Origin of the sequence: Nocardioides phosphati, from assembly GCF_014646375.1 — a bacterium.
Lineage (GTDB): Bacteria > Actinomycetota > Actinomycetes > Propionibacteriales > Nocardioidaceae > Nocardioides > Nocardioides phosphati.
On sequence record NZ_BMNI01000001.1, the window covers coordinates 339,793 to 359,191 of the forward strand.

Annotated in this window: 17 protein-coding genes; 10 read left to right on the forward strand and 7 right to left on the reverse strand. The window is 72.2% G+C overall.

Translation table 11 applies throughout. The features are described from left to right. Positions 1–29: 29 nt before the first annotated feature. From IEX47_RS01625 to IEX47_RS01645, 5 genes are read left to right on the forward strand one after another with little or no spacing between them, the layout of a single operon-like run. On the forward strand, positions 30–587 hold the full coding sequence (locus tag IEX47_RS01625; protein ID WP_188782225.1) for a histidine phosphatase family protein: 558 nt from the start codon (positions 30–32) through the stop codon (positions 585–587). After that, entirely contained in the window at positions 584–1,234 is a 651-nt protein-coding gene (locus tag IEX47_RS01630; RefSeq protein WP_188782227.1) for a class I SAM-dependent methyltransferase, read from the forward strand. Before IEX47_RS01625 ends, IEX47_RS01630 begins: the two co-directional genes overlap by 4 nt. A gap of 41 nt (positions 1,235–1,275) precedes the next feature. Next, positions 1,276–1,830, forward strand: coding sequence for a DUF6758 family protein (locus IEX47_RS01635; protein ID WP_188782229.1), 555 nt, complete (start codon positions 1,276–1,278; stop codon positions 1,828–1,830). A 26-nt stretch (positions 1,831–1,856) separates the two neighbouring features. Next, a complete protein-coding gene (locus IEX47_RS01640) occupies positions 1,857–2,738 on the forward strand; it encodes a PHP domain-containing protein (RefSeq protein WP_188782231.1) in 882 nt (293 codons plus the stop codon). Further along, positions 2,735–3,349, forward strand: a complete 615-nt coding sequence (locus IEX47_RS01645) for a MarC family protein (protein WP_188782232.1) — start codon at positions 2,735–2,737, stop codon at positions 3,347–3,349. Before IEX47_RS01640 ends, IEX47_RS01645 begins: the two co-directional genes overlap by 4 nt. A 3-nt stretch (positions 3,350–3,352) precedes the next feature. On the opposite strand, the gene IEX47_RS01650 is transcribed toward IEX47_RS01645, so the two are convergent. Continuing rightward, positions 3,353–4,219 (reverse strand): SDR family NAD(P)-dependent oxidoreductase, encoded by an 867-nt coding sequence (locus IEX47_RS01650; protein WP_229662535.1) that lies wholly within the window; start codon positions 4,217–4,219, stop codon positions 3,353–3,355. Between the two features lie 87 nt (positions 4,220–4,306). Between IEX47_RS01650 and IEX47_RS01655 the strand changes: the two genes are divergently transcribed. Continuing rightward, a complete protein-coding gene (locus IEX47_RS01655) occupies positions 4,307–5,080 on the forward strand; it encodes a ParA family protein (protein WP_188782234.1) in 774 nt (257 codons plus the stop codon). A gap of 67 nt (positions 5,081–5,147) precedes the next feature. Here the strand turns inward: IEX47_RS01655 and IEX47_RS01660 are convergent, their stop codons facing one another. From IEX47_RS01660 to IEX47_RS17860, 6 genes are all read right to left on the reverse strand, one after another. Beyond that, positions 5,148–6,701 (reverse strand): DEAD/DEAH box helicase, encoded by a 1,554-nt coding sequence (locus IEX47_RS01660; protein ID WP_308423235.1) that lies wholly within the window; start codon positions 6,699–6,701, stop codon positions 5,148–5,150. Between the two features lie 131 nt (positions 6,702–6,832). Continuing rightward, on the reverse strand, positions 6,833–7,117 hold the full coding sequence (locus IEX47_RS01665) for a hypothetical protein (RefSeq protein WP_188782236.1): 285 nt from the start codon (positions 7,115–7,117) through the stop codon (positions 6,833–6,835). Positions 7,118–7,235: 118 nt separating this feature from the next. Further along, positions 7,236–7,457 (reverse strand): DUF3107 domain-containing protein, encoded by a 222-nt coding sequence (locus tag IEX47_RS01670; RefSeq protein ID WP_188782238.1) that lies wholly within the window; start codon positions 7,455–7,457, stop codon positions 7,236–7,238. Between the two features lie 25 nt (positions 7,458–7,482). Beyond that, positions 7,483–8,106, reverse strand: coding sequence for a TetR/AcrR family transcriptional regulator (locus tag IEX47_RS01675; protein ID WP_188782239.1), 624 nt, complete (start codon positions 8,104–8,106; stop codon positions 7,483–7,485). A 67-nt stretch (positions 8,107–8,173) separates the two neighbouring features. After that, positions 8,174–10,285, reverse strand: a complete 2,112-nt coding sequence (locus tag IEX47_RS01680; protein WP_308423246.1) for an immune inhibitor A domain-containing protein — start codon at positions 10,283–10,285, stop codon at positions 8,174–8,176. Further along, positions 10,282–10,449, reverse strand: a complete 168-nt coding sequence (locus IEX47_RS17860; protein ID WP_229662537.1) for a hypothetical protein — start codon at positions 10,447–10,449, stop codon at positions 10,282–10,284. Before IEX47_RS17860 ends, IEX47_RS01680 begins: the two co-directional genes overlap by 4 nt. 230 nt (positions 10,450–10,679) lie before the next feature. On the opposite strand from IEX47_RS17860, the gene moeZ reads away from it, so the two are divergent. The 4 genes from moeZ (at position 10,680) to nudC (ending at position 19,395) form a co-directional block, all read left to right on the forward strand. Continuing rightward, a complete protein-coding gene (moeZ, locus tag IEX47_RS01685) occupies positions 10,680–11,900 on the forward strand; it encodes an adenylyltransferase/sulfurtransferase MoeZ (RefSeq protein WP_188782241.1) in 1,221 nt (406 codons plus the stop codon). Positions 11,901–11,993: 93 nt separating this feature from the next. Beyond that, a complete protein-coding gene (locus IEX47_RS01690; protein WP_188782243.1) occupies positions 11,994–15,248 on the forward strand; it encodes an ATP-dependent helicase in 3,255 nt (1,084 codons plus the stop codon). Continuing rightward, positions 15,248–18,460 (forward strand): ATP-dependent helicase, encoded by a 3,213-nt coding sequence (locus IEX47_RS01695; RefSeq protein ID WP_188782246.1) that lies wholly within the window; start codon positions 15,248–15,250, stop codon positions 18,458–18,460. The genes IEX47_RS01690 and IEX47_RS01695 overlap by 1 nt, the downstream gene beginning before the upstream one ends. 41 nt (positions 18,461–18,501) lie before the next feature. Then, the gene (nudC, locus tag IEX47_RS01700; protein ID WP_188782248.1) at positions 18,502–19,395 is read left to right on the forward strand and encodes an NAD(+) diphosphatase; all 894 of its coding nucleotides are present in this window, start codon (positions 18,502–18,504) and stop codon (positions 19,393–19,395) included. Positions 19,396–19,399: the final 4 nt, after the last annotated feature.

Genomic DNA, 19,399 nt, shown 5'->3' on the forward strand with positions numbered 1-19,399 from the left:
GCCGGGCTTCCCGGCCCTAGGGTGGATTCATGACCTCTGAGCTCTGGCTGGTGCGACACGGTGAGACCGCCTGGTCCAGGACCGGCAAGCACACCTCGACGACCGACCTGCCGCTCACGGCCGAGGGCGAGGCCGTCGCCAAGGGCCTGGCTGACCGCCTCGCGCGCCAGGAGTTCGACCTCGTGCTCACGTCGCCGCGCCTGCGCGCCCGGCGTACGGCGGAGCTGGCCGGCTTCCCGGATGCCGAGGTGACCGACGACCTGGTCGAGTGGGACTACGGCGCGTACGAGGGCATCACCACGCCCCAGATCCGCGAGACCGTGCCGGGCTGGACGGTGTGGACGCACCCGTCGCCGGGTGGTGAGACGGCCGCCGAGGTGGGGGAGCGGCTCGACCGCGTCGTGGCCCGCGCCCGCTCCGGTGGCCGGACGCTGGTCTTCGGCCACGGCCACGCGCTCCGCGTGCTCACCGCGCGCTGGCTCGGGCTGCCGGTGAGCGCGGGCTCGCACTTCCGGCTCGACACCTCGACGGTCTCCGTCCTCGGCTGGGAGCGCGAGACCCCGGTCATGCTGCGCTGGAACGCATGAGCCGTCGCTCCCGCGTCGAGGACCATGTGCCCGCGCTGGGCTTCGCCGGCCTGACGCGGTTCTACGACACCGCCATCGCGCTCTCGATGCGTGAGCCGCACTGGCGCCCGCGGATCGTGGAGCTGGTCGCCGAGCGGCGCCCGCGGTCCGTGCTGGATGTCGGCTGCGGCACGGGCACGCTCGCGATCGCGCTCGCGTCGCGGCTCGGTCACGGGGTCGTCTCCGGGGTCGACCTCGACCCCGCGATCCTCGACCTGGCCCGCGCGAAGCCCGGCGCCGCGGACGTGGGCTGGCAGGTCGGCTCCGCCGCGACCCTCCCGTACGCCGACGGCTCGCTCGACGTCGTCGTCTGCACGCTCGTCCTGCACCACCTCCCGCTGGAGGCCAAGGCCGATGCGCTGCGCGAGATGCGCCGCGTGCTGCGGCCCGGTGGCCTGCTGGTGATCGGCGACTGGGGCAGGCCGCACGACCCGCTGATGCGGGCGGCGTTCGTGCCGGTGCAGCTGCTCGACGGCGTCTCCAACACGCAGGGCAACGTCGAGGGCCGGGTGCCGGGGCTGATGGAGTCGGCGGGGTTCACCGACGTCATGCGGGTCCACCGCCTGCGCACGGTCTTCGGCACGTTCGAGGTGCTCACCGCGGGCTGATGCCCTGTCGGCGGTGGTCCCCGCGGGTCTACCGTGGGGTCATGGCGCCGGAACCTCGCCGGCGGCCCGAGCCTCCGTCGTACGCCGCCTTCGCGGAGCACCTGGCCCGGACCTCCGGATTCCCCACCTACCTGCCTTGGCCGCTCCCGCCGGGATGGCGGGTCGCAGACTTCACCGCGCGCGGCACCGGGGAGCGCGTGCACGGCACGGCCGTGAAGCTGGAGGGGATCAACCCCGACGACGGCGGCGTCTCGATGCACGTCGTGGCGGAGGAGCCCGGCTGCGGACTCGGCGCGGAGGTCGCCGGCACCGTCTGGTCCGACCCCGGCGCCGACATCGGCAACCGGCCCGCTGACGCCCGCGTGCGGGTCGGTCAGTCGACGGTGCCGCTCTGGACGATCTCGACGCACCAGGGCCGTGGCGACCTGGACCGCTCCGTGCTCGCGGGCGAGGCCGACGGACGCTGGCTCTGGGTGGTGCTCCGGCCCGCCTCCGCGGTGCTCATGCTCCAGCAGCCATGGGCGCTCTCCCCGGCCGACGCGATCGGCCCGCCACTCCTCGCCGTGCCCTTCGGAGGCGTCGCGCCGGAGTGGTGAGGGCCCGCGTCCCCTAGGCTGCTCGGGTGCGCATCGACCTCCACACCCACTCGCGGGTGAGCGACGGGACCCAGTCCCCGACGGAGCTCGTGGAGGCGGCGAAGGCCGCCGGGCTCGACGTCCTCGCGATCACCGACCACGACACCTCGGGTGGCTGGGACGAAGCCGTCGCCGCCGCGGAGCAGGTCGGCCTCGAGCTCGTGCGCGGCATGGAGATCAGCTGCCGCCACCGCGGGCGCGACGTGCACCTGCTCGCCTACCTGCCCGACCCGGCGTACGAGCCGCTGGTCAACGCGCTCCAGAAGATCCTCGACGGCCGCAACTCCCGCGTGCCGGGCATCCTCGCGAAGCTCCACGAGCTCGGCATCGAGCTCACCGACGCCGACGTACGCCGGGTGTCCGGCGACGCGGCGGCGGTCGGCCGTCCGCACGTGGCCGACGCCCTCGTGGCAGCCGGCGTCGTGCGCGACCGCGAGCAGGCGTTCGACGAGCTGCTGCGGCCCGGCCGCCCGGCGTACGTCGACCGCTACGCCGCGCCGCTGGAGCCGATGATCCGCACGGTGATGGACGCGGGCGGCGTCAGCGTCGTCGCCCACGCGTGGGGGAGGGCCAACGACCCCGGGCCGCTCGACGCCGCCGGCTTCGCCGAGCTGGCCGCCGTCGGCCTGACCGGCGTCGAGGTCGACCACGAGGACCACGAGCCCGCGGCGCGCGACCAGCTCCGCGCGATCGCGCATGACCTCGACCTCGTGGTCACCGGCTCCAGCGACCACCACGGCCTCGGCAAGGTCGGTCACGACCTGGGCTGCAACACGACCGCTCCCGACGAGTACTCCCGCCTGCTCGAGCGTGCAGCAGCCGCTGCCACCGCCTCGGGCCGCCCGACCCCCGAGGTGGTCCGCCCGTGAGCTCGGTCCTCGACGTCGTGCTGCTCACGGAGGTCTTCGTGACCCTCTTCGTGATCATGGACCCGCCGGGCACGATCCCGGTCTTCCTGGCGCTCACCTCGGGCCGGAGCCCGCAGGCCGTCCGTCGCGCAGCGTGGCAGGCGCCCTCCGTGGCCCTGCTGGTGATCACCGTCTTCGCGGTCTTCGGCCAGCAGATCCTCGAGTACATGCACATCACGCTGCCCGCGCTGCAGTGCTCCGGTGGCCTGCTGCTCCTGCTCGTCGCCCTCGAGCTGCTGATGGGCGGGGAGGACTCCGCCCTCACCGGCAACAAGGAGCAGAACGTCGCCCTGGTCCCGCTGGGCACCCCGCTGCTCGCCGGGCCCGGCGCCATCGTCGCGACGATGCTCTTCGTCAAGGAGATCGACTCGGTGCCGAGCTTCGCCGCCGTCGCGCTCGGCATCATCGGCGTGCATCTGTGCATCTACGCGGCGATGCGCTTCTCGGTGCCGATCATGCGCGTGCTGCGCCCGAGCGGCGTCCTGCTGGTCACGCGCATCTCGGGCCTGTTGCTCGCCGCGATCGCGGTGCAGATGGTGGCCGACGCGGTGCGGGCGTTCGTGCGCGCCTGAGCGTCACTTCCGGCCGAGCGACTGCAGCTTCTGCTTCACGCCACCGGGCACGACGCGCGACACGGTGACCATCGCCTTGTAGCGCTTCGACGGGATGGAGAAGATCCTGCCCTTCTCGAAGTCCTTGATCGCGTCGGCGACCAGGCGCTCGACGTCGAGCCACATCCACTTCGGGGCGGAGGCGTCGCGGTCGATGCCGAGCCGGCCGTGGAACTCCGTCTTCGTGAAGCCGGGGCAGAGCGCCATGACGGCCACGCCCTGCGGGCCGTACTCGTTGTGCGCCCACTCGCTGAACTTGTTGACGTAGGCCTTTGCTGCCGAGTACGTGCCGCGCGGGATGAACGCCGCGACGCTGGACACGTTGATGATGCCGCCGTGCCCGCGCTCGGCCATCACGCCGAGCGCCGCGTGGGACAGCTCGAGGACCGCGGTGACCAGCACGTCGTGCATGCGCTGCTCCTCGGCGATCGGGTTGTCGAGGAACTTCTCCTTCAGCCCGAAGCCCGCGTTGTTGACCAGCAGGTCGACGGCGTTGTCCCGGTCGGCCAGGCGCCCGGCGACAGCGGCCCGGCGCTCGGGGTCGGCGAGGTCGGCTGCCAGCACCTCGACGTTGACGTCGTACGCCGAGTGGAGCTCCTCGGCGACCTCGGTGAGCCGCTTCTCGTCGCGCGCGACGAGCACCAGGTTCCAGCCGTACGACGCGAGCTGGCGCGCGAACTCGTGGCCGATGCCGGCCGTCGCGCCGGTGACGAGCGCGGTCTGCGGCTGGCCACAGGCGCAGCCGTCACCGCAGCCGCCGGACTCCTCGCCCGCCATCGGGAGGAGGTCGTGCTGGTGGGCGTCGTCGTGCGCGTGGTCGTGGTCAGCCATGCGCGCCAGCGTAGTCATCTGCCGTGCACGCAGGACACAGGGCGGTCACCGCGTGATCTGGCCCACCCTTCGGGCACAATGGCCGCGATGACCACCACGCTCGCGATCGCCAACCAGAAGGGTGGCGTCGCCAAGACGACCACCGTCGCCTCGCTCGGCGCTGCCCTGGCCGAGGCCGGCCACAAGGTCCTGCTCGTCGACCTCGACCCGCAGGCCTGCCTGACGTTCTCGCTGGGCATCGACCCGGAGGACCTCGACGCGTCGGTGCACCACGTGCTGACCAAGGGGCTCGACGCCCGCGAGGTGATCATCGCGACCGACGACGGCGTCGACCTCCTGCCCGCGACGATCGAGCTCGCCCGCGCCGAGGCCGACCTGCTCACCCGCACGGGCCGCGAGCAGGTGCTCAAGGGTGTCCTCGAGGACCTCAAGGAGGCCGGGGTCGACTACGACTGGGTGCTGCTCGACTGCCCGCCGTCGCTCGGCGTGCTCACGGTCGCGGCCCTGACGGCCGCCCGCGGCGTGCTCGTGCCGCTCCAGTGCGAGACGCTCTCGCACCGTGGTGTCGGCCAGCTGCTCGACACCGTCCACGACGTACGCCGGTTCACCAACCGCCGCCTCGAGGTCTGGGGCGTGCTGCCCACGCTCTACGACGGCCGCACCAACCACGCGCGCAAGGTGCTCGACACGATCTCCGAGGTCTACGAGCTCGACGTCTTCGAGCCGCCGATCCCCAAGACGATCAAGTTCGCCGAGGCCCCGGCGGCCGGGCGCTCGATCCTCGCCACCAGCAAGACGAGCAAGGGCGCCGCGGCGTACCGCGAGGTGGCCAAGGCGCTCGTCGCCCGCGCCGCCCGCTGACCCACCGACGACGAACGCCGCGCTCCCCGAGGGGAACGCGGCGTTCGCTGCGTGAGGGGGGAGAGCCTCAGCCCTCGGCGCCCGCGGCGGCAGGAGCCTGGCCGGCACCGGCACCACCCGAGCCGCCCGAACGACGGCGGCGACGGTTGCGGTTGCGGTTGGCGGACGGGGCGCCACCCTCGGTGCCCTCGGCCTTGGCGCCGTCGGCCTGCTTCGGCTCGGCGGACGCCGGAGCGCCCGACTCGCCGGCGACGGTCTGGCCACTGCGCGTGCGGGTCCGGTTGCGGTCGCGGTTGCCCGACGGACGGTCGCCCTCGCGACGCTCGCCGGCGCCCGAGCCGCCACGGCCGGAGCCGCCACGGTCCTCGCGCGGCTTGCGCTCGACCGGGGCAGCAGCCTTGATGCGGCCCTTGGTGCCCTCCGGGATGCCCTGGTCCTTGAAGAGGTGCGGGGAGGTGGAGTAGGTCTCGACCGGCTCGTCGAACGGCAGGTCGAGCGCCTTGTTGTGGAGCTTCCACTTCTGCAGGTCGGCCCAGTCGATGAACGTGATCGCCGTGCCCGTGGCGCCCGCGCGACCGGTGCGGCCGATGCGGTGCACGTAGGTCTTGTGGTCCTCGGGGCAGTTGTAGTTGATGACGTGCGAGACGCCGCGGACGTCGATGCCGCGGGCGGCGACGTCGGTCGCAACGAGGATGCGGACCTTGTCCTCGCGGAACTTCTGCATGACCTTCTCGCGCGCGACCTGGGCCATGTCGCCGTGCAGCGGGCCGGCGTCGAAGCCGCGGTCGGTCAGGTCGTCGGCGACGCGCTGGGCCTGGCGCTTCGTGCGGGTGAAGATGACGACCTTGTCGACGTCGTCGGCCTGCAGGACGCGGCCGATGATCTCCGGCTTGTCGAGGTCGTGGACCTGGTAGACGTACTGCGCGGTCGCCGGCACGGTCTGCTCGTCAGCGGCGGACTCGGCGCGGATGTTCATCGGGTGGCGCATGTGCATGCGCGCCAGGGTGATGATCGCCGCCGGCATCGTGGCCGAGAAGAGCATCGTCTGGCGGGTCTCGGGGGTGTCGCGCAGGAGGCGCTCCACGTCGGGGAGGAAGCCGAGGTCGAGCATCTCGTCGGCCTCGTCGAGGACGAGCGACTTCACGTGGGAGATGTCGAGGGCGCGCTTGTTCATCAGGTCGATGAGGCGGCCGGGGGTGCCGACGACGACGTCGACACCGGCGGTGAGGGCGTCGAGCTGGCCCTCGTAGGGGACACCGCCGTAGACGGTGAGGACGCGGACGCCGAGGTCCGAGCCGGCGAGCTCGAGGTCGTTGGAGACCTGGAGCGCGAGCTCGCGGGTGGGGGCGACGACGAGCGCCTGCGGCTTGCCCTGCGCCAGGCCGGCGTACGCCGGGTCGTCCTTGGTGATGACGCGCTGGATGATCGGGATGCCGAAGGCGAGGGTCTTGCCGGTGCCCGTGCGGGCCTGGCCGATGAGGTCGGTGCCCATGAGGGCGACGGAGAGGGTCATCTCCTGGATCGGGAAGGGCTCGGTGATGCCCTTGCGCTCGAGGGCGTCACAGATCTGGGGCAGCACGCCCAGGTCGCGGAAAGTGGTCACGGTCTTCAGTTCTTCCATTGAGGGGGCTCAGCGGCCGACCACTCACATGGGGGTCAACCGCGCACATACATCTGCGATGCTACCGAAAAGACCAGCAGCCCCCGATTCGCCGTACGGCGGGACCGGGGGCTGCTGCAGTCGTGGAGGGGTCAGGCGCGCTTGCGGCCGGTGATCCCCGCGGCGATCACGACGAGGATCGCGGCAACGACGATCTGCCACAGGTGGCGCCACCAGTCGACGCCGTTGGTGCAGTTGTTCATGTTGGTGCAGTCGAAGATCGCGGCGTAGACGTAGCTGCCGATGAAGACGCCGCCGACGCCGCACAGGACGGTCAGCCAGAGCGGGATGTTGTCACGGCCGCCCGGCGCGAGGAACTTGCCCAGGATGCCGATCACCGTGCCGGCGATCAGTGCGGTCAGGATGGTTCCGATCATGGAACAGGCCTTTCGCCACGGGCTCGCCCCCGTTGGCGAGCCCTGCTGTCCGCCACATTGCCGTCAACAGGTGCCGTTGGCAACGGTTGGCGCCCGCGTGGCGCCGCTGGCGGTGGGATCAGGAGCGGAAGCCGACGTGGCCCTGGACGCCGCCACCGAAGTCGACGTACGCGAGGGTGGAGACGGGGATGACCACGCGGCGGCCGCGACCGTCGGTGAGGTTGAGGACGCCGCCGTTGTTGATGGCGTCGCTGACCTGCTTCTCGACCGCATCGGGCGTCTCGTTGGTCTCGATGACGACCTCGCGGACGACGTTCTGGATGCCGATCTTGATTTCCATGGTTCTCCTGTTCGTACTGCGTCGTTCAGTGAAGGGGGTAGCCGCGGATGCCGCGCCAGGCGAGCCCGGAGATCAGGGCGGTGGCGTCCTCGAGGCTGAGCGAGCCGGGGTCGTTGAGCCAGTAGCGGGCGCTGACCTGGCCCATGCCGACCAGGCCCACGGCGAGCAGGTGGGCGGCCTCGGTGGGCAGGCCGGTGTCCTCGGCGATCACCTCGGTGATCGCCTCGGCGCACTCGGTGGTCACGCGCTCGACCTGCGCACGCACCAGCGGCTCGCTGGTCACGTCCGACTCGAAGACGAGGCGGAAGGCGTTGTTGTCGGCGGTGACGTAGTCGTAGAACGCCGCCATGGTGCCGGCCACGCGGAGCTTGTTGTCCTGGGTGGAGCGCAGGGCTGCCCGGGTGTTCTCGATGATCGCGTCGCAGGCCGCCTCGAGGAGCGCCAGGTAGAGCTCGAACTTGCCCGGGAAGTGCTGGTAGAGCACGGGCTTGGAGACACCCGCCTTGGCGGCGATGTCATCCATCGCCGCGGCGTGGTAGCCCTGCGCCGCGAAGACGTCGAGGGCCGACTCCAGCAGCTGCGCGCGGCGCGCGTGGCGGGGCAGTCGCGCACCCCGCGCAGGCACGCTGTCGATCTCGCCAGCTGTCATGGCGACCCTCCCGTCTGGTTGTTGCTCCAGAGCCTAGACGGTCGGGTCGCCACGACAGTGCGGCGGATCACGCCGCGGGGTTGCTCACCTCCACGGTGAGCGCGTTGCCCGTCTGGCCGGTGACGGTGGCACGGACGCCGTGGCCCGCGACCTGCACCGAGTTCTGCGGGTTCTCCGCCGACCAGTAGGCGTCCGGGTTGCTGTCGTCGAACGTCGCCTTCGCGGCCAGGTCCGTCGCGCACGCCTCGTACGTCGTGTAGCCCGCCGTCGACGCGTCCGGCACCTGCTTGTGCAGGCAGACCGGGTCGACGGGGTCGAGGCCGAACGTCGCGTCGAAGGGCTGTCGGCGGTTGCTGGGGCGGGTGCCGTCGGAGTAGGCCATCGGCGTCGGGTGGGCGTCGACGACCATCGACGCGCCCGCGCCCGGGTGGGCGCTGACGTTGTTGTCGGGGTAGCGCCCGTCGACGTACCAGACCAGCATCCCGTCCTGGAACGGGAAGTGCTCGACCCAGTCGGGGCGGCTGACCGCCTCGCTGAACTGGTACGGCCCGGTCTCGAGCGTGGCGTCGTAGCCGACGTACTGACGGTTCTCGATGAGGTAGTAGCGCGTCGAGGACTTCGTCTCCGTGCCCGTGCTGATCGTCCAGCCGCGGGCCGTCCAGTCGCCCGGGCCGGCCTCGGCACCGTCGGTGAAGACGGTGCCCTTCGCGGGGGCGACCGAGATGTCGTCGAGGAAGGCGCCGGCCTCGTTGACGCCGCCGTCGGTCTGGTAGCGGAAGCGGAACAGCGAGGCCTTGCCCTTCGGGTCGTAGGCCCAGCGCTTGCTGGTCCAGCCCTTCGACGCACCCGTCAGCGCGTTGCCGGCCTTCGTCCAGGTGGCGCCGTCGTCGAGGGAGTACTCCGCGTAGAGGTGGTCGAAGCCGTCCTCGATCTGGAACCACGCGTCGGCCGACACGACGACCCTGCTGGTGGCGGGGACGGCCCGGGTCAGGGTGTTGTTGAGGTCGTCACCCCGGCCGGACCACCAGGCATGGGCGCCCTCCGGTGGCGTGGTGTACGTCGTGGTCGTCTGTGCGTCGGGCAGGTCCACCTTGACCGCCTGGTCCTGGCCGTCGACGGTGTTCTGGCTGGGGGAGAGCGTGTAGGTGCCGGACTCACCGAGGCCGACGGTGCTGTGGTCGAGCCAGCCGAGGAAGAGCTTCTCCTCGGGGCCCATCAGACCGGGGACGGAGCCGATGTCCTCGGTGCCGTGGTTGAGCCATGAGCCCGACGACATCAGGGTCCAGAACGCCGTGCCGTTCTCGCCGCCATCGGTGTCGTAGTAGTCGGGCAGCCCGAGGTCGTGGCCGAACTCGTGGGCGAAGACGCCGAGGCCACCGTTCTCCGGCTCGACGGTGTAGTCGCCGACGAAGTACTTCGAGCCACCGATCTGCGTGCCGCCCAGCAGGTTGGGGGAGCCGCCGACCGTCGGGCCGGCCTGGCCGTAGAGGTCGCCGTCGACGTACCACCGGTGCGACCAGATCGCGTCGGGGTCGGCGCCGGCCTCCTCGCCCTCGCCGGCGTGGACGGCCTGGAAGTGGTCGATGTAGCCGTCGGGCTCGTTGAAGTCACCGTCGTTGTCGAAGTCGTTGCGGTCCCACTTGTCGAACTGCGACAGGTACGCGTCGATCTCGGCGGAGGTCTTGCCCGTTGCGAGCTGGTCGGCGTACCAGGTGTTGACGGAGTCCTCGATGAAGCTCCAGGAGCCACCCGTGTCCTCGACGGCGTTGTCGCCGTAGTAGGAGCCGTTGTGGGGGACGGTCACCCAGTCCTCGACGGTGTCGTGGGCAGTGAACTTCCCGCCCGAGAGCTTCGCGTAGTAGTCGGCGAAGGACTCCCCGGGCCCGTTGAACATCTTCTCGTAGTGGGCCTTGTCGAAGTCGGGGACCCAGAGGGTGGAGTTGTTCTTCGTGCGGTCGGGCTGGGGGATCTGGTTGTGGACCGGGCCGGGGGTGCGCCCGAAGCGCCCCGACGAGTCGGTGCCGAAGTCGGCGAGGATCGTCCAGACCTCGTCGGTCTTGTCGGCGGTCGGGAACTCGACGTACTGGCCGGCGCCGAGGCTGACCGTGGCGCCGCCGTCGGGCTGGGCCTTGAGCCGGGCCTTGCCGTTGTCGAGCAGGGCGAGCGCCTTCTTCTTCAGGCGGTCCTGCTTCGCGGTGAGCGGCCGGGGTGGTTGTCGGTCCGCTGGACCTGCTTCTGCTCCGCCTGGAGCGGTGTGGGCTCCTGGGCCGACGCGGGCAGCGTGGTGGCTGCGAGTGCCAGCGTGGCGGTCCCGGCCATGAGGCCGGTGGCAAATCTCTTCACGTGTGTCGCCTTCCGAGAGTGCTGTCCGCGCCGGTCAGGCAGGCCGGGGCGGGTCGGCGTGGGCCAGGTCCGACTCAAGCGCGCGATGTGTGCACTGTCCAGCCATCTGCTGGTTGCGATTCGGTCACGGCACGGTGGGCGGGAGGCGGTGGGGAACAATGGCGCCGTACGCCGCGTTGGCCGACCTGAACCGCCGTACGACCGAAGTTTTCCGACCCGAGGAGCCTTGCGTGTCCATCCCCGCACTCGTGGAGCCGGCAGCCGAGCTGACCGTCGACGAGGTCCGCCGCTACAGCCGTCACCTGATCATCCCCGACGTGGGCATGATCGGGCAGAAGCGCCTGAAGAACGCCAAGGTGCTCGTGATCGGCGCGGGTGGTCTCGGCTCCCCGGCGCTGATGTACCTCGCGGCAGCCGGTGTCGGCACGATCGGCATCGTCGAGTTCGACGAGGTCGACGAGTCCAACCTGCAGCGCCAGATCATCCACGGCCAGTCCGACGTCGGCCGCCCGAAGGCGATCTCCGCGAAGGAGTCCGTCGAGGAGATCAACCCGCTGGTCAAGGTCGTCGTCCACGGCGAGCGCCTCGACAACGACAACGTCTACGCGATCTTCGAGGGCTACGACCTCATCGTCGACGGCACCGACAACTTCGCGACGCGCTACATGGTCAACGACGCGGCGTACTTCCTGGGCATCCCGTACGTCTGGGGCTCGATCTACCGCTTCGACGGCCAGGCCTCGGTGTACGCCGCCGGCCTGCGCAACTCCGACGACCCGGTCATGCGTGAGGCCGCCGCCGAGGCGCCCTGCTACCGCTGCCTCTACCCCGAGCCGCCGCCGCCGGGCATGGTCCCGTCCTGCGCCGAGGGCGGCGTCCTGGGCGTGCTGTGCGCGAGCATCGGCTCGATCCAGGTCAACGAGGCCATCAAGATGCTCACCGGCATGGGCGACCCGCTCGTCGGCAAGCTGATGATCTACGACGCGCTCGAGATGGAGTACCGCAAGCTCAAGGTCCGTCGCGACCCGAACTGCGCGCTCTGCGGCGAGAACGCCACGGTCACCGAGCTCATCGACTACGAGTCGTTCTGTGGCGCGGTCTCCGAGGAGGCTGCCGACGCGGCTGCCGGCTCGACGATCTCGGTCCACCAGCTCAAGCAGTGGCTCGACGATCGTGACGACATCTTCCTCGTCGACGTGCGCGAGCAGGTCGAGTGGGACATCAACCGGATCCCCGGTGCGACGCTCATCCCCAAGGGCGACTTCCTCAACGGCTCGGCCCTCGAGAAGCTGCCGTCGGACAAGCAGGTCGTCCTGCACTGCAAGTCGGGCGTCCGCTCGGCCGAGGTGCTCGCGATCCTCAAGGGCGCCGGCTTCTCCGACGCCGTCCACGTCGGCGGTGGCGTCGTGGCCTGGGTCAACCAGATCGACCCGTCGCAGCCCTCGTACTGAGCCTGCGCTGATCCACAGCCCGAACGCCCCGGACCACTGCGGTCCGGGGCGTTCGTGCGTCCCGTGTCGGTGGTCTCTGTCAGGGTTGTCCGCGTGACGACGTACCGGCTCGAGACCCCGGCTGCGGCGGCCCCCGCGGCCGTCGTGCTCGACGCTGCGCAGCAGGCGGTCGTCGACCACGCCGCGGGTCCGCTGCTGGTCCTCGCCGGTCCGGGCACGGGCAAGACGACGACGCTGGTCGAGGCGATCGCGACCCGCATCGAGCGCGATGGCGTCGCCCCCGAGTCGATCCTCGCGCTGACCTTCTCGCGCAAGGCTGCCGAGCAGCTGCGCGACCGGGTCACCGCGCGCATCGGGCGCACGACGACGGCTACCATGTGCAGCACCTTCCACTCCTTCGCCTACGGCCTGATCCGGGCCTACGCCCCCAAGGAGCTCTACGACGCGCCGCTGCGCCTGCTGAGCGCGCCCGAGGCCGACGTCGTGCTCCGCGAGCTCCTCGGCGACCACCCCGAGTCGGTGTCGTGGCCGCCGTCGTTGCAGCGTGCCCTCGGCACGCGCGGCTTCGCTCGCGAGGTCCAGGCGGTCCTCGGCCGGGCCCGTGAGAAGGGGCTCGACCCCGTCGGCCTCGCGCAGCTCGGGCGCGACCACGACCTGCCGGCGTTCGCCGCTGCCGGTGCCTTCCTCGACCAGTACCTCGCGGTCCTCGACGCCCAGGGGGCGACCGACTACGCCGACCTGATCCGCCGTGCCGCGATCGAGGCGCACACCCACCGCGCCGAGCTGCGCGCACGGTTCAGCCACGTCTTCGTCGACGAGTACCAGGACACCGACCCCGGTCAGGTCGACCTGCTCCGTGCGCTCGCGGGCGACGGCCGTTCGCTGACCGTGGTCGGTGACCCCCACCAGTCGATCTACGGCTTCCGCGGGGCCGAGGTGCGCGGCATCCTCGAGTTCCCGACGGCGTTCCCGCAGGCCGACGGCTCCCCGGCCGACGTGGTGGCCCTGCGCACCACCCGGCGCTTCGGCCCCCGGCTGCTGCGTGCGGGTCAGGCGGTCGCGAGCCGGCTCTCGCTGCAGGGCACCATCCCGCCTTCGGCGCGGGAGGCGTTCCTCGACCCCGTCGCGCTCCCGGGCACCTACGGCGACGGCTCGGTGGAGGTCCGCACCTTCGACACCGAGCGGGCCGAGGCCGAGCACCTCGCCGACCTGCTCCGCCGCGCACATCTCGAGGACGGTGTCGGGTGGGACGAGATGGCCGTGCTCGTCCGCTCGGGGCGCACCTCGATCCCCGCGCTGCGGCGTTCGCTGGCAGCCGCCGGCGTGCCGGTGGAGGTCGCCTCCGACGACCTTCCGCTCGTGCGGGACCCGGCGGTCCTGCCACTCCTCGACGCGCTCCGGGCGGCGGTCCACCTCGATGACGACGACCCCGAGTCGGTCGAGCACGTCGGCGCCGCGCGCGCCGAGGCGCTCCTCACCGGTCCGCTCGGCGGGCTCGACGCTGGCGACGCCCGGCGCCTGGCCCGCGCGCTGCGGGCCCGCGAGAAGACGCTCGCCGGCGAGTCCGGAGCGACCGCCCGACCCTCGCGCGAGCTGCTGCGGCTCGCGGTGGTCGAGCCCGGCTTCCTCGACGGGCTCACCGGGCCGGAGGTCACCCGGGCCCGCGCCTTCGCCGACCTGCTCGTCCGGGTGCGGGCCCAGGTCGTCGCTGGCGCGACCGCCGAGGAGGTGCTCTGGACCCTCTGGGACGGCACCCCCTGGCCGGCTCGCCTGCGCCGCGGCGTCGAGGCCGGTGGCGCCGCGGCACGCCGGGCCCACCGCGACCTCGACGCGATCTGCGCCCTCTTCGAGGCGGCGGCCCGGGTCGAGGAGCAGCGCGACCACACCGGAGTCGCGACGTTCCTGGCCACGCTCGTGGCCCAGGAGCTCCCCGGCGACACGCTCGCCGACCGCGGCGTCCGCGGTGCCGCCGTCCGTCTCCTCACGGCCCACCGCTCCAAGGGGCTCGAGTGGCGTCTCGTCGTGGTGGCCCACGTCCAGGAGGACGGCTGGCCCGACCTGCGGCGTCGTTCGTCGCTCCTCGGCGCCGACCTGATCGGGGCGGATCCGTCGGGAGCGCCGGTCCTGCAGCCGCCGCTCACGACCCGCGAGCTGCTGATGGAGGAGCGCCGCCTCTTCTACGTCGCGTGCACGCGTGCCCGGGAGCGACTCGTCGTGACCGCGGTGAAGTCCTCGGACGACGAGGGGGAGCAGCCCTCGCGCTTCCTCACCGACCTGTTCCCGACCGAGGTGGTGCGCGACCGACCCGAGAGTCTCCCGATCCGCCATCACGCCGGGCGTCCGCGTCGTCCGCTGTCCCTCGGGGGCATGGTCGCCGAGCTGCGGCGCACGCTGGCCGACCCGGAGGCGCCCGATGAGTTGCGCGACGCAGCTGCCCGGCGGCTGGCCCGGCTCGCGGCCGAAGGTGTCGCGCTGGCCGACCCCGGCTCCTGGTGGGGCACCCGCGCAGCGAGCCGCAGCCAGCAGCCCGTGCGTGAGGCCGACCAGCCGGTTCCGGTCTCGGCGAGCATGCTCGAGAGCGTGCTGACCTGCCCGATGGCGTGGTTCCTCGAGCGGGAGGCCGGGGGAGCAGGCGCGGCCCACCAGTCGGCCAACCTCGGCCAGCTCGTCCACGCCCTCGCGGAGCGCGTTGCGACCGGCGAGCTGACCCCCGACCTCGACGTACTCATGGAGCAGGTCGACCACGTGTGGGGGCGGCTCGCCTTCCGCACGCCGTGGTCCTCGGCCCGTGAGCACGAGCGGGTCCGGCAGGGGCTGCTCAAGTTCCTCGTCTGGCACGCCGCCAACCAGCGCCAGCTGCTCGGCACCGAGGTCCGCTTCTCGGTCGAGGTCGAGCTGCCCGCCGACGGGTCCGGTGTGGTGGAGCGGGTCCGTCTCACCGGCTTCGCCGACCGTCTCGAGCTCGACCGGGACGGCCGCGTGGTGATCGTCGACCTCAAGACGGGCCGTAGCAAGCCGACCGGCCCCGCCGTCGAGCGCCACACCCAGCTCGCCCTGTACCAGTACGCCGTCGACGCCGGCGCCGTGGAGGGCGTCAGCGCGGGCTCGGGCGGCGCCGAGCTGCTCCAGCTCGGCCTGGAGGACGGGCTCGCCGATGCCACCGTGCAGCGCCAGGCCCAGCACGCTGCCGAGGGCGCCGAGCGGCGGCTGCTGCAGGAGCAGCTCGCGCTGACCGCGCGGCTGGTCAGGTCCGAGCAGTTCCCGGCCGTCTCGGGCGCCCACTGCGAGCGCTGCGCCTTCACCGCGATCTGCCCTGCACGCTCCGCCGGATCGGTGGTGTCCCAGTGATGACTCCGATCGAGATCAGCTCCCCCGAGGACCTCCAGCGGGTCATGCGCACCGACTACGCGCCGAGCACCCAGCAGTGGCAGGCGATCTCGGCACCCCTCGAGCCGGCCGTCGTGATCGCCGGTGCGGGATCGGGCAAGACCACGCTGATGGCCGCGCGGGTGGTCTACCTCGTCGCCACCGGGCAGGTGCGGCCGGAGGAGGTGCTCGGCCTGACCTTCACGACCAAGGCCGCCGCCGAGCTCCGGGTCCGGATCCGCGAGGCGCTGCAGCGCGCCGGCGTCATGGAGCCCGTCATCGGCGACGACGGCGAGCCCGAGGACGTCCTCGAGCCGACGGTCGCGACCTACAACGCCTATGCCTCGACGCTCCTGGCCGACCATGGCCTGCGCATCGGCCACGAGCCCGACACCCGTGTCATCACCGACGCCGCGCGCTACCAGCTCGGCGCGCGTGTGGTCGACCGCTACACCGGCGACGTGAGGCTCCTGTCCGACCACCCGCCGGCGGTGATCCAGGGCCTGCTCGCCCTCGACGGCGCGATGTCGGAGCACCTCGTCGGTCCCGACGACGTCCGCCGTGTCGATGCCGAGGCGCGCGAGCGGTTCGGTGAGGCGCTGTCCCGGGCGCGTGCGGAGCTCGATGCCGGCAAGCGGGTCAAGACCCACGTCGACGCGCTGGCGGGCGTGCTCAACGTGATCGAGCGGCGAGCCGAGCTCCTCGGCCTCGTCGCGTCGTACCGCCGGCTCAAGGGTGACCTCGGCCTGATGGACTTCGCCGACCAGATCGAGCTCGGCGCCCGGCTCGCGGTCGAGCAGCCCGAGGTCGGCGAGATCGAGCGTCGCCGGTTCAGGGTCGTCCTCCTCGACGAGTACCAGGACACCTCCGTCGCCCAGGCGATCATGCTGAGCCGGCTCTTCGGCGAGGGCCACCCGGTCACGGCGGTCGGCGACCCCAACCAGGCGATCTACGGATGGCGCGGTGCGTCGGTCTCCAACATCCTCAACTTCGCTGACGCCTTCCCGGCGGTGAGCGGGCCTGCGGGCGTGCGGACCCACCCGCTGACCGTCAACCGCCGCTCCGAGCGGCGCATCCTCGAGGTTGCCAACCGGCTCGCGCAGCCGCTGCTGGAGAAGTTTCCGCAGGTCGCGCCCCTGGAGGCGCCCGAGAGCGCCGGCGAGGGCGTCGTCGAGGCCCGCACCTTCCCGACGTACGCCGAGGAGCTGGCGTGGCTGGCCACTGAGGTCGCTGCGGCCCACACGGGGGAGAAGGGCGGCCTCTGGTCCGACATCGGCGTGCTGACACGCGACAACGCGCACGCCGCGGAGGTCTTCGACGCGCTGACCAGCCAGGGCATCCCCGTCGAGATCGTCGGCCTCTCCGGCCTGCTCCGCCTGCCGGAGGTCGCCGAGATCGTGGCGACCCTCCACCTGCTCCACGACGTGACCGCCAACGCCGCGCTGCTGACGCTGCTGACCGGCCCGCGGTGGGCGATCGGCGCGCGCGACCTCAAGCTGCTCGGCCAGCGCGCGCAGGAGATCGCCGGCCGCGGCGGGCGCCAGGAGGCGGCCGGCATCGGCGAGCAGCTGGCCCAGATCGCCGACGGCGTCGACCCGGCTGAGGTGCCCTCGCTCGGTGACGCGCTCGACGATCCCGGTGAGCTGCCCTACAGCGTGGAGGCGCGCGAGCGCTTCGCGCTCCTGGCGGGCGAGCTCCGCATGCTCCGCCAGCACGCCTCCGACCCGCTCCTCGACGTCGTCCGCCGGATCATCGACGCGTCCGGCGTCGACGTCGAGCTCGCCGCCGCGGTGAGCCCTGCGGCAACGGCCCGGCGCGACAACCTCGACCTCTTCGTGAAGGCGGTCGCCGACTTCCAGGCGGTCGACGGCGACGTCTCGCTCGCCGCACTGCTGGCGTACCTCACCGCCGAGGACGACCAGGGCAACGGCCTCGACGTCGCCACCCCGACCGAGGCCGACTCCGTCAAGCTGCTCACCGTCCACCGCTCGAAGGGGCTCGAGTGGGCGACGGTCTTCTGCGTGGGCGTGTGTGAGACCCGGTTCCCGTCCAACCGCTCGCGCACCCTGTGGACCTCCTCGCCCTCGGTGCTGCCCGCTCCGCTCCGCGGCGACGCGATCGACCAGCCGCAGCTCGGCGGCTGGGACAAGAAGGCCCTCGATGCCTACCGCGACGCCACGCGGGCGCACGGCCAGGAGGAGGAGCTCCGCCTCGGCTACGTCGCGTTCACCCGCGCGGCGAGGCGACTGGTGGTCAGCTCCTACCAGTGGGGCGCGCGCAAGTCGCCGTTCGGCCCGTCGGCCTACCAGCTGGCGGTGCGTGAGGCGCTCGTCGGGTGGGGCGAGGAGCCCACGCCGTGGCTCGGCGTCCCGGCCAAGGGCGAGGTCAACCCGCTGGCCGAGGCCGATCCGAGTGTGCCGTGGCCGCTGACCGGCGTGGGTCGCGAGATGCAGCTCCGTCGCGACGCCGCCGCGCGCGTCCGCGCGGTCGACCTCGCGCAGCCGGAGCCCGAGCTCGACCTGGTGCACGCCTCGGTCGTCCAGGAGTGGGACGCCGAGCTCGAGCGCCTTCTCGCCGAGGCGCGGGCCGAGCGTTCCACGGAGATCGTCGTGCCGATGCCGTCGTCCCTCTCCGCGACGTCGCTGGCGCGGCTGCGCGATGACGCGGAGGCGTTCACCCGCGACCTGGCCCGCCCGATGCCGCGCAAGCCGTCGCCGGCCGCGCGCTTCGGCACGCGGTTCCACGCCTGGGTCGAGGCGCGCTTCGGCCAGCAGCAGCTGATCGGGCTCGACGAGCTGCCGGGTGCGGGCGACGCCGAGATCGATGAGGCGGAGCTGCGCGAGCTGGTCGAGGCGTTCGAGGCGGGCGCCTTCGCTGAGCGCGTGCCGGTCGCCGTCGAGCCACCGTTCGCCCTGGTGCTCGGCGGGCAGGTGATCCGTGGCCGGATCGACGCTGTCTACGCCGAGCGGATGCCCGACGGTTCCGACGGCTTCCTCGTCGTCGACTGGAAGACCAGCAAGACCGAGAGCGCTGACCCGCTCCAGCTCGCCGTCTACCGCCAGGCCTGGGCCGAGCTCAAGGGGGTGCCCGTCGAGCGTGTGCGGGCGGCGTTCCACTACGTGCGCACCGGCCGCACGGTCGAGCCCACCGACCTGCCGGACCGCTCCGAGCTCGAAGCCCTGCTCCGGCCCTGACCCGCCGCGCTCTCGCCGTGCCGCACTGCCATGATCGGACCATGAGAGAGCTCAGCGCCCACGACCGCCTCGGCCACCTGCGCGGCGACGGTGCCGGGCTCGACGAGCGCTGGCAGGACCCGGCGGCCCGTGTGCTTCCCGTGTCCGGCGGCCGGATCCGCGCACGTGACGGCAGGCCCGACTGGGTTCCGGGCGTGGAGGTCGACACGACCACCGAAGGCGGCGTCCGCATCCTGCTCGGCGAGCGCGACGGCGCGACGTACTTCGCGTGGCACGTGCCGGGGCAGGAGGGCGAGGAGTGGGTCGGGCTGCGCGAGGTGGGCCGGCACATGATGCAGGACGGCTGGGACCGGGCGCTCGTCTTCCACGCGGTCGGCATGGCGGAGTGGCTCGACCGCACGCGCTTCTGCCCGCGTTGTGGCGGTGCCCTCACCGCACAGCAGGCGGGTCACGTGCTGGTCTGCGACGCCTGCAGCCGCGAGCACTTCCCGCGGATCGAGCCGGCGGTGATCATGCTCATCACCGACGGCGAGCCGGGCTCGCCGGAGGAGCGCTGCCTGCTCGGCAGCGGCCTGCAGTGGGGGCCGACGCGCTTCTCGACGCTCGCCGGCTTCGCGGAGCCGGGGGAGTCGCTCGAGGACTCCGTACGCCGCGAGGTGCTCGAGGAGGCCGGCGTCGTGGTCGGCGAGGTGCAGTGGTTCGGCAGCCAGGCGTGGCCGTTCCCGAGCTCGCTGATGCTCGGCTTCTTCGGCCGTGCCACGTCGACGGAGATCACCGTCGACCCGGTCGAGCTCGCCGACGCACGGTGGTTCACCCGCGCGGAGCTGCGGGCGCAGGCGGAGTCGGGCGAGATCTCCCTGCCCGGTCGCGGCATCTCGATCTCACGCGAGCTGATCGAGGCTTGGTACGGCGGGGAGCTCCCCGGTCACTGGTGACCCG

Excerpts from the sequence above, each read along its gene's own strand:
- IEX47_RS01625 (WP_188782225.1), top strand. The coding sequence starts at position 30 with ATGACCTCTGAGCTCTGGCTGGTGCGACACGGTGAGACCGCCTGGTCC.
- IEX47_RS01630 (WP_188782227.1), top strand. The coding sequence starts at position 584 with ATGAGCCGTCGCTCCCGCGTCGAGGACCATGTGCCCGCGCTGGGCTTC.
- IEX47_RS01635 (WP_188782229.1), top strand. The coding sequence starts at position 1,276 with ATGGCGCCGGAACCTCGCCGGCGGCCCGAGCCTCCGTCGTACGCCGCC.
- IEX47_RS01650 (WP_229662535.1), bottom strand. The coding sequence starts at position 4,219 with ATGGCTGACCACGACCACGCGCACGACGACGCCCACCAGCACGACCTC.
- IEX47_RS01655 (WP_188782234.1), top strand. The coding sequence starts at position 4,307 with ATGACCACCACGCTCGCGATCGCCAACCAGAAGGGTGGCGTCGCCAAG.
- IEX47_RS01660 (WP_308423235.1), bottom strand. The coding sequence starts at position 6,701 with ATGGAAGAACTGAAGACCGTGACCACTTTCCGCGACCTGGGCGTGCTG.
- IEX47_RS01665 (WP_188782236.1), bottom strand. The coding sequence starts at position 7,117 with ATGATCGGAACCATCCTGACCGCACTGATCGCCGGCACGGTGATCGGC.
- IEX47_RS01670 (WP_188782238.1), bottom strand. The coding sequence starts at position 7,457 with ATGGAAATCAAGATCGGCATCCAGAACGTCGTCCGCGAGGTCGTCATC.
- IEX47_RS01675 (WP_188782239.1), bottom strand. The coding sequence starts at position 8,106 with ATGACAGCTGGCGAGATCGACAGCGTGCCTGCGCGGGGTGCGCGACTG.
- IEX47_RS01695 (WP_188782246.1), top strand. The coding sequence starts at position 15,248 with ATGACTCCGATCGAGATCAGCTCCCCCGAGGACCTCCAGCGGGTCATG.
- nudC (WP_188782248.1), top strand. The coding sequence starts at position 18,502 with ATGAGAGAGCTCAGCGCCCACGACCGCCTCGGCCACCTGCGCGGCGAC.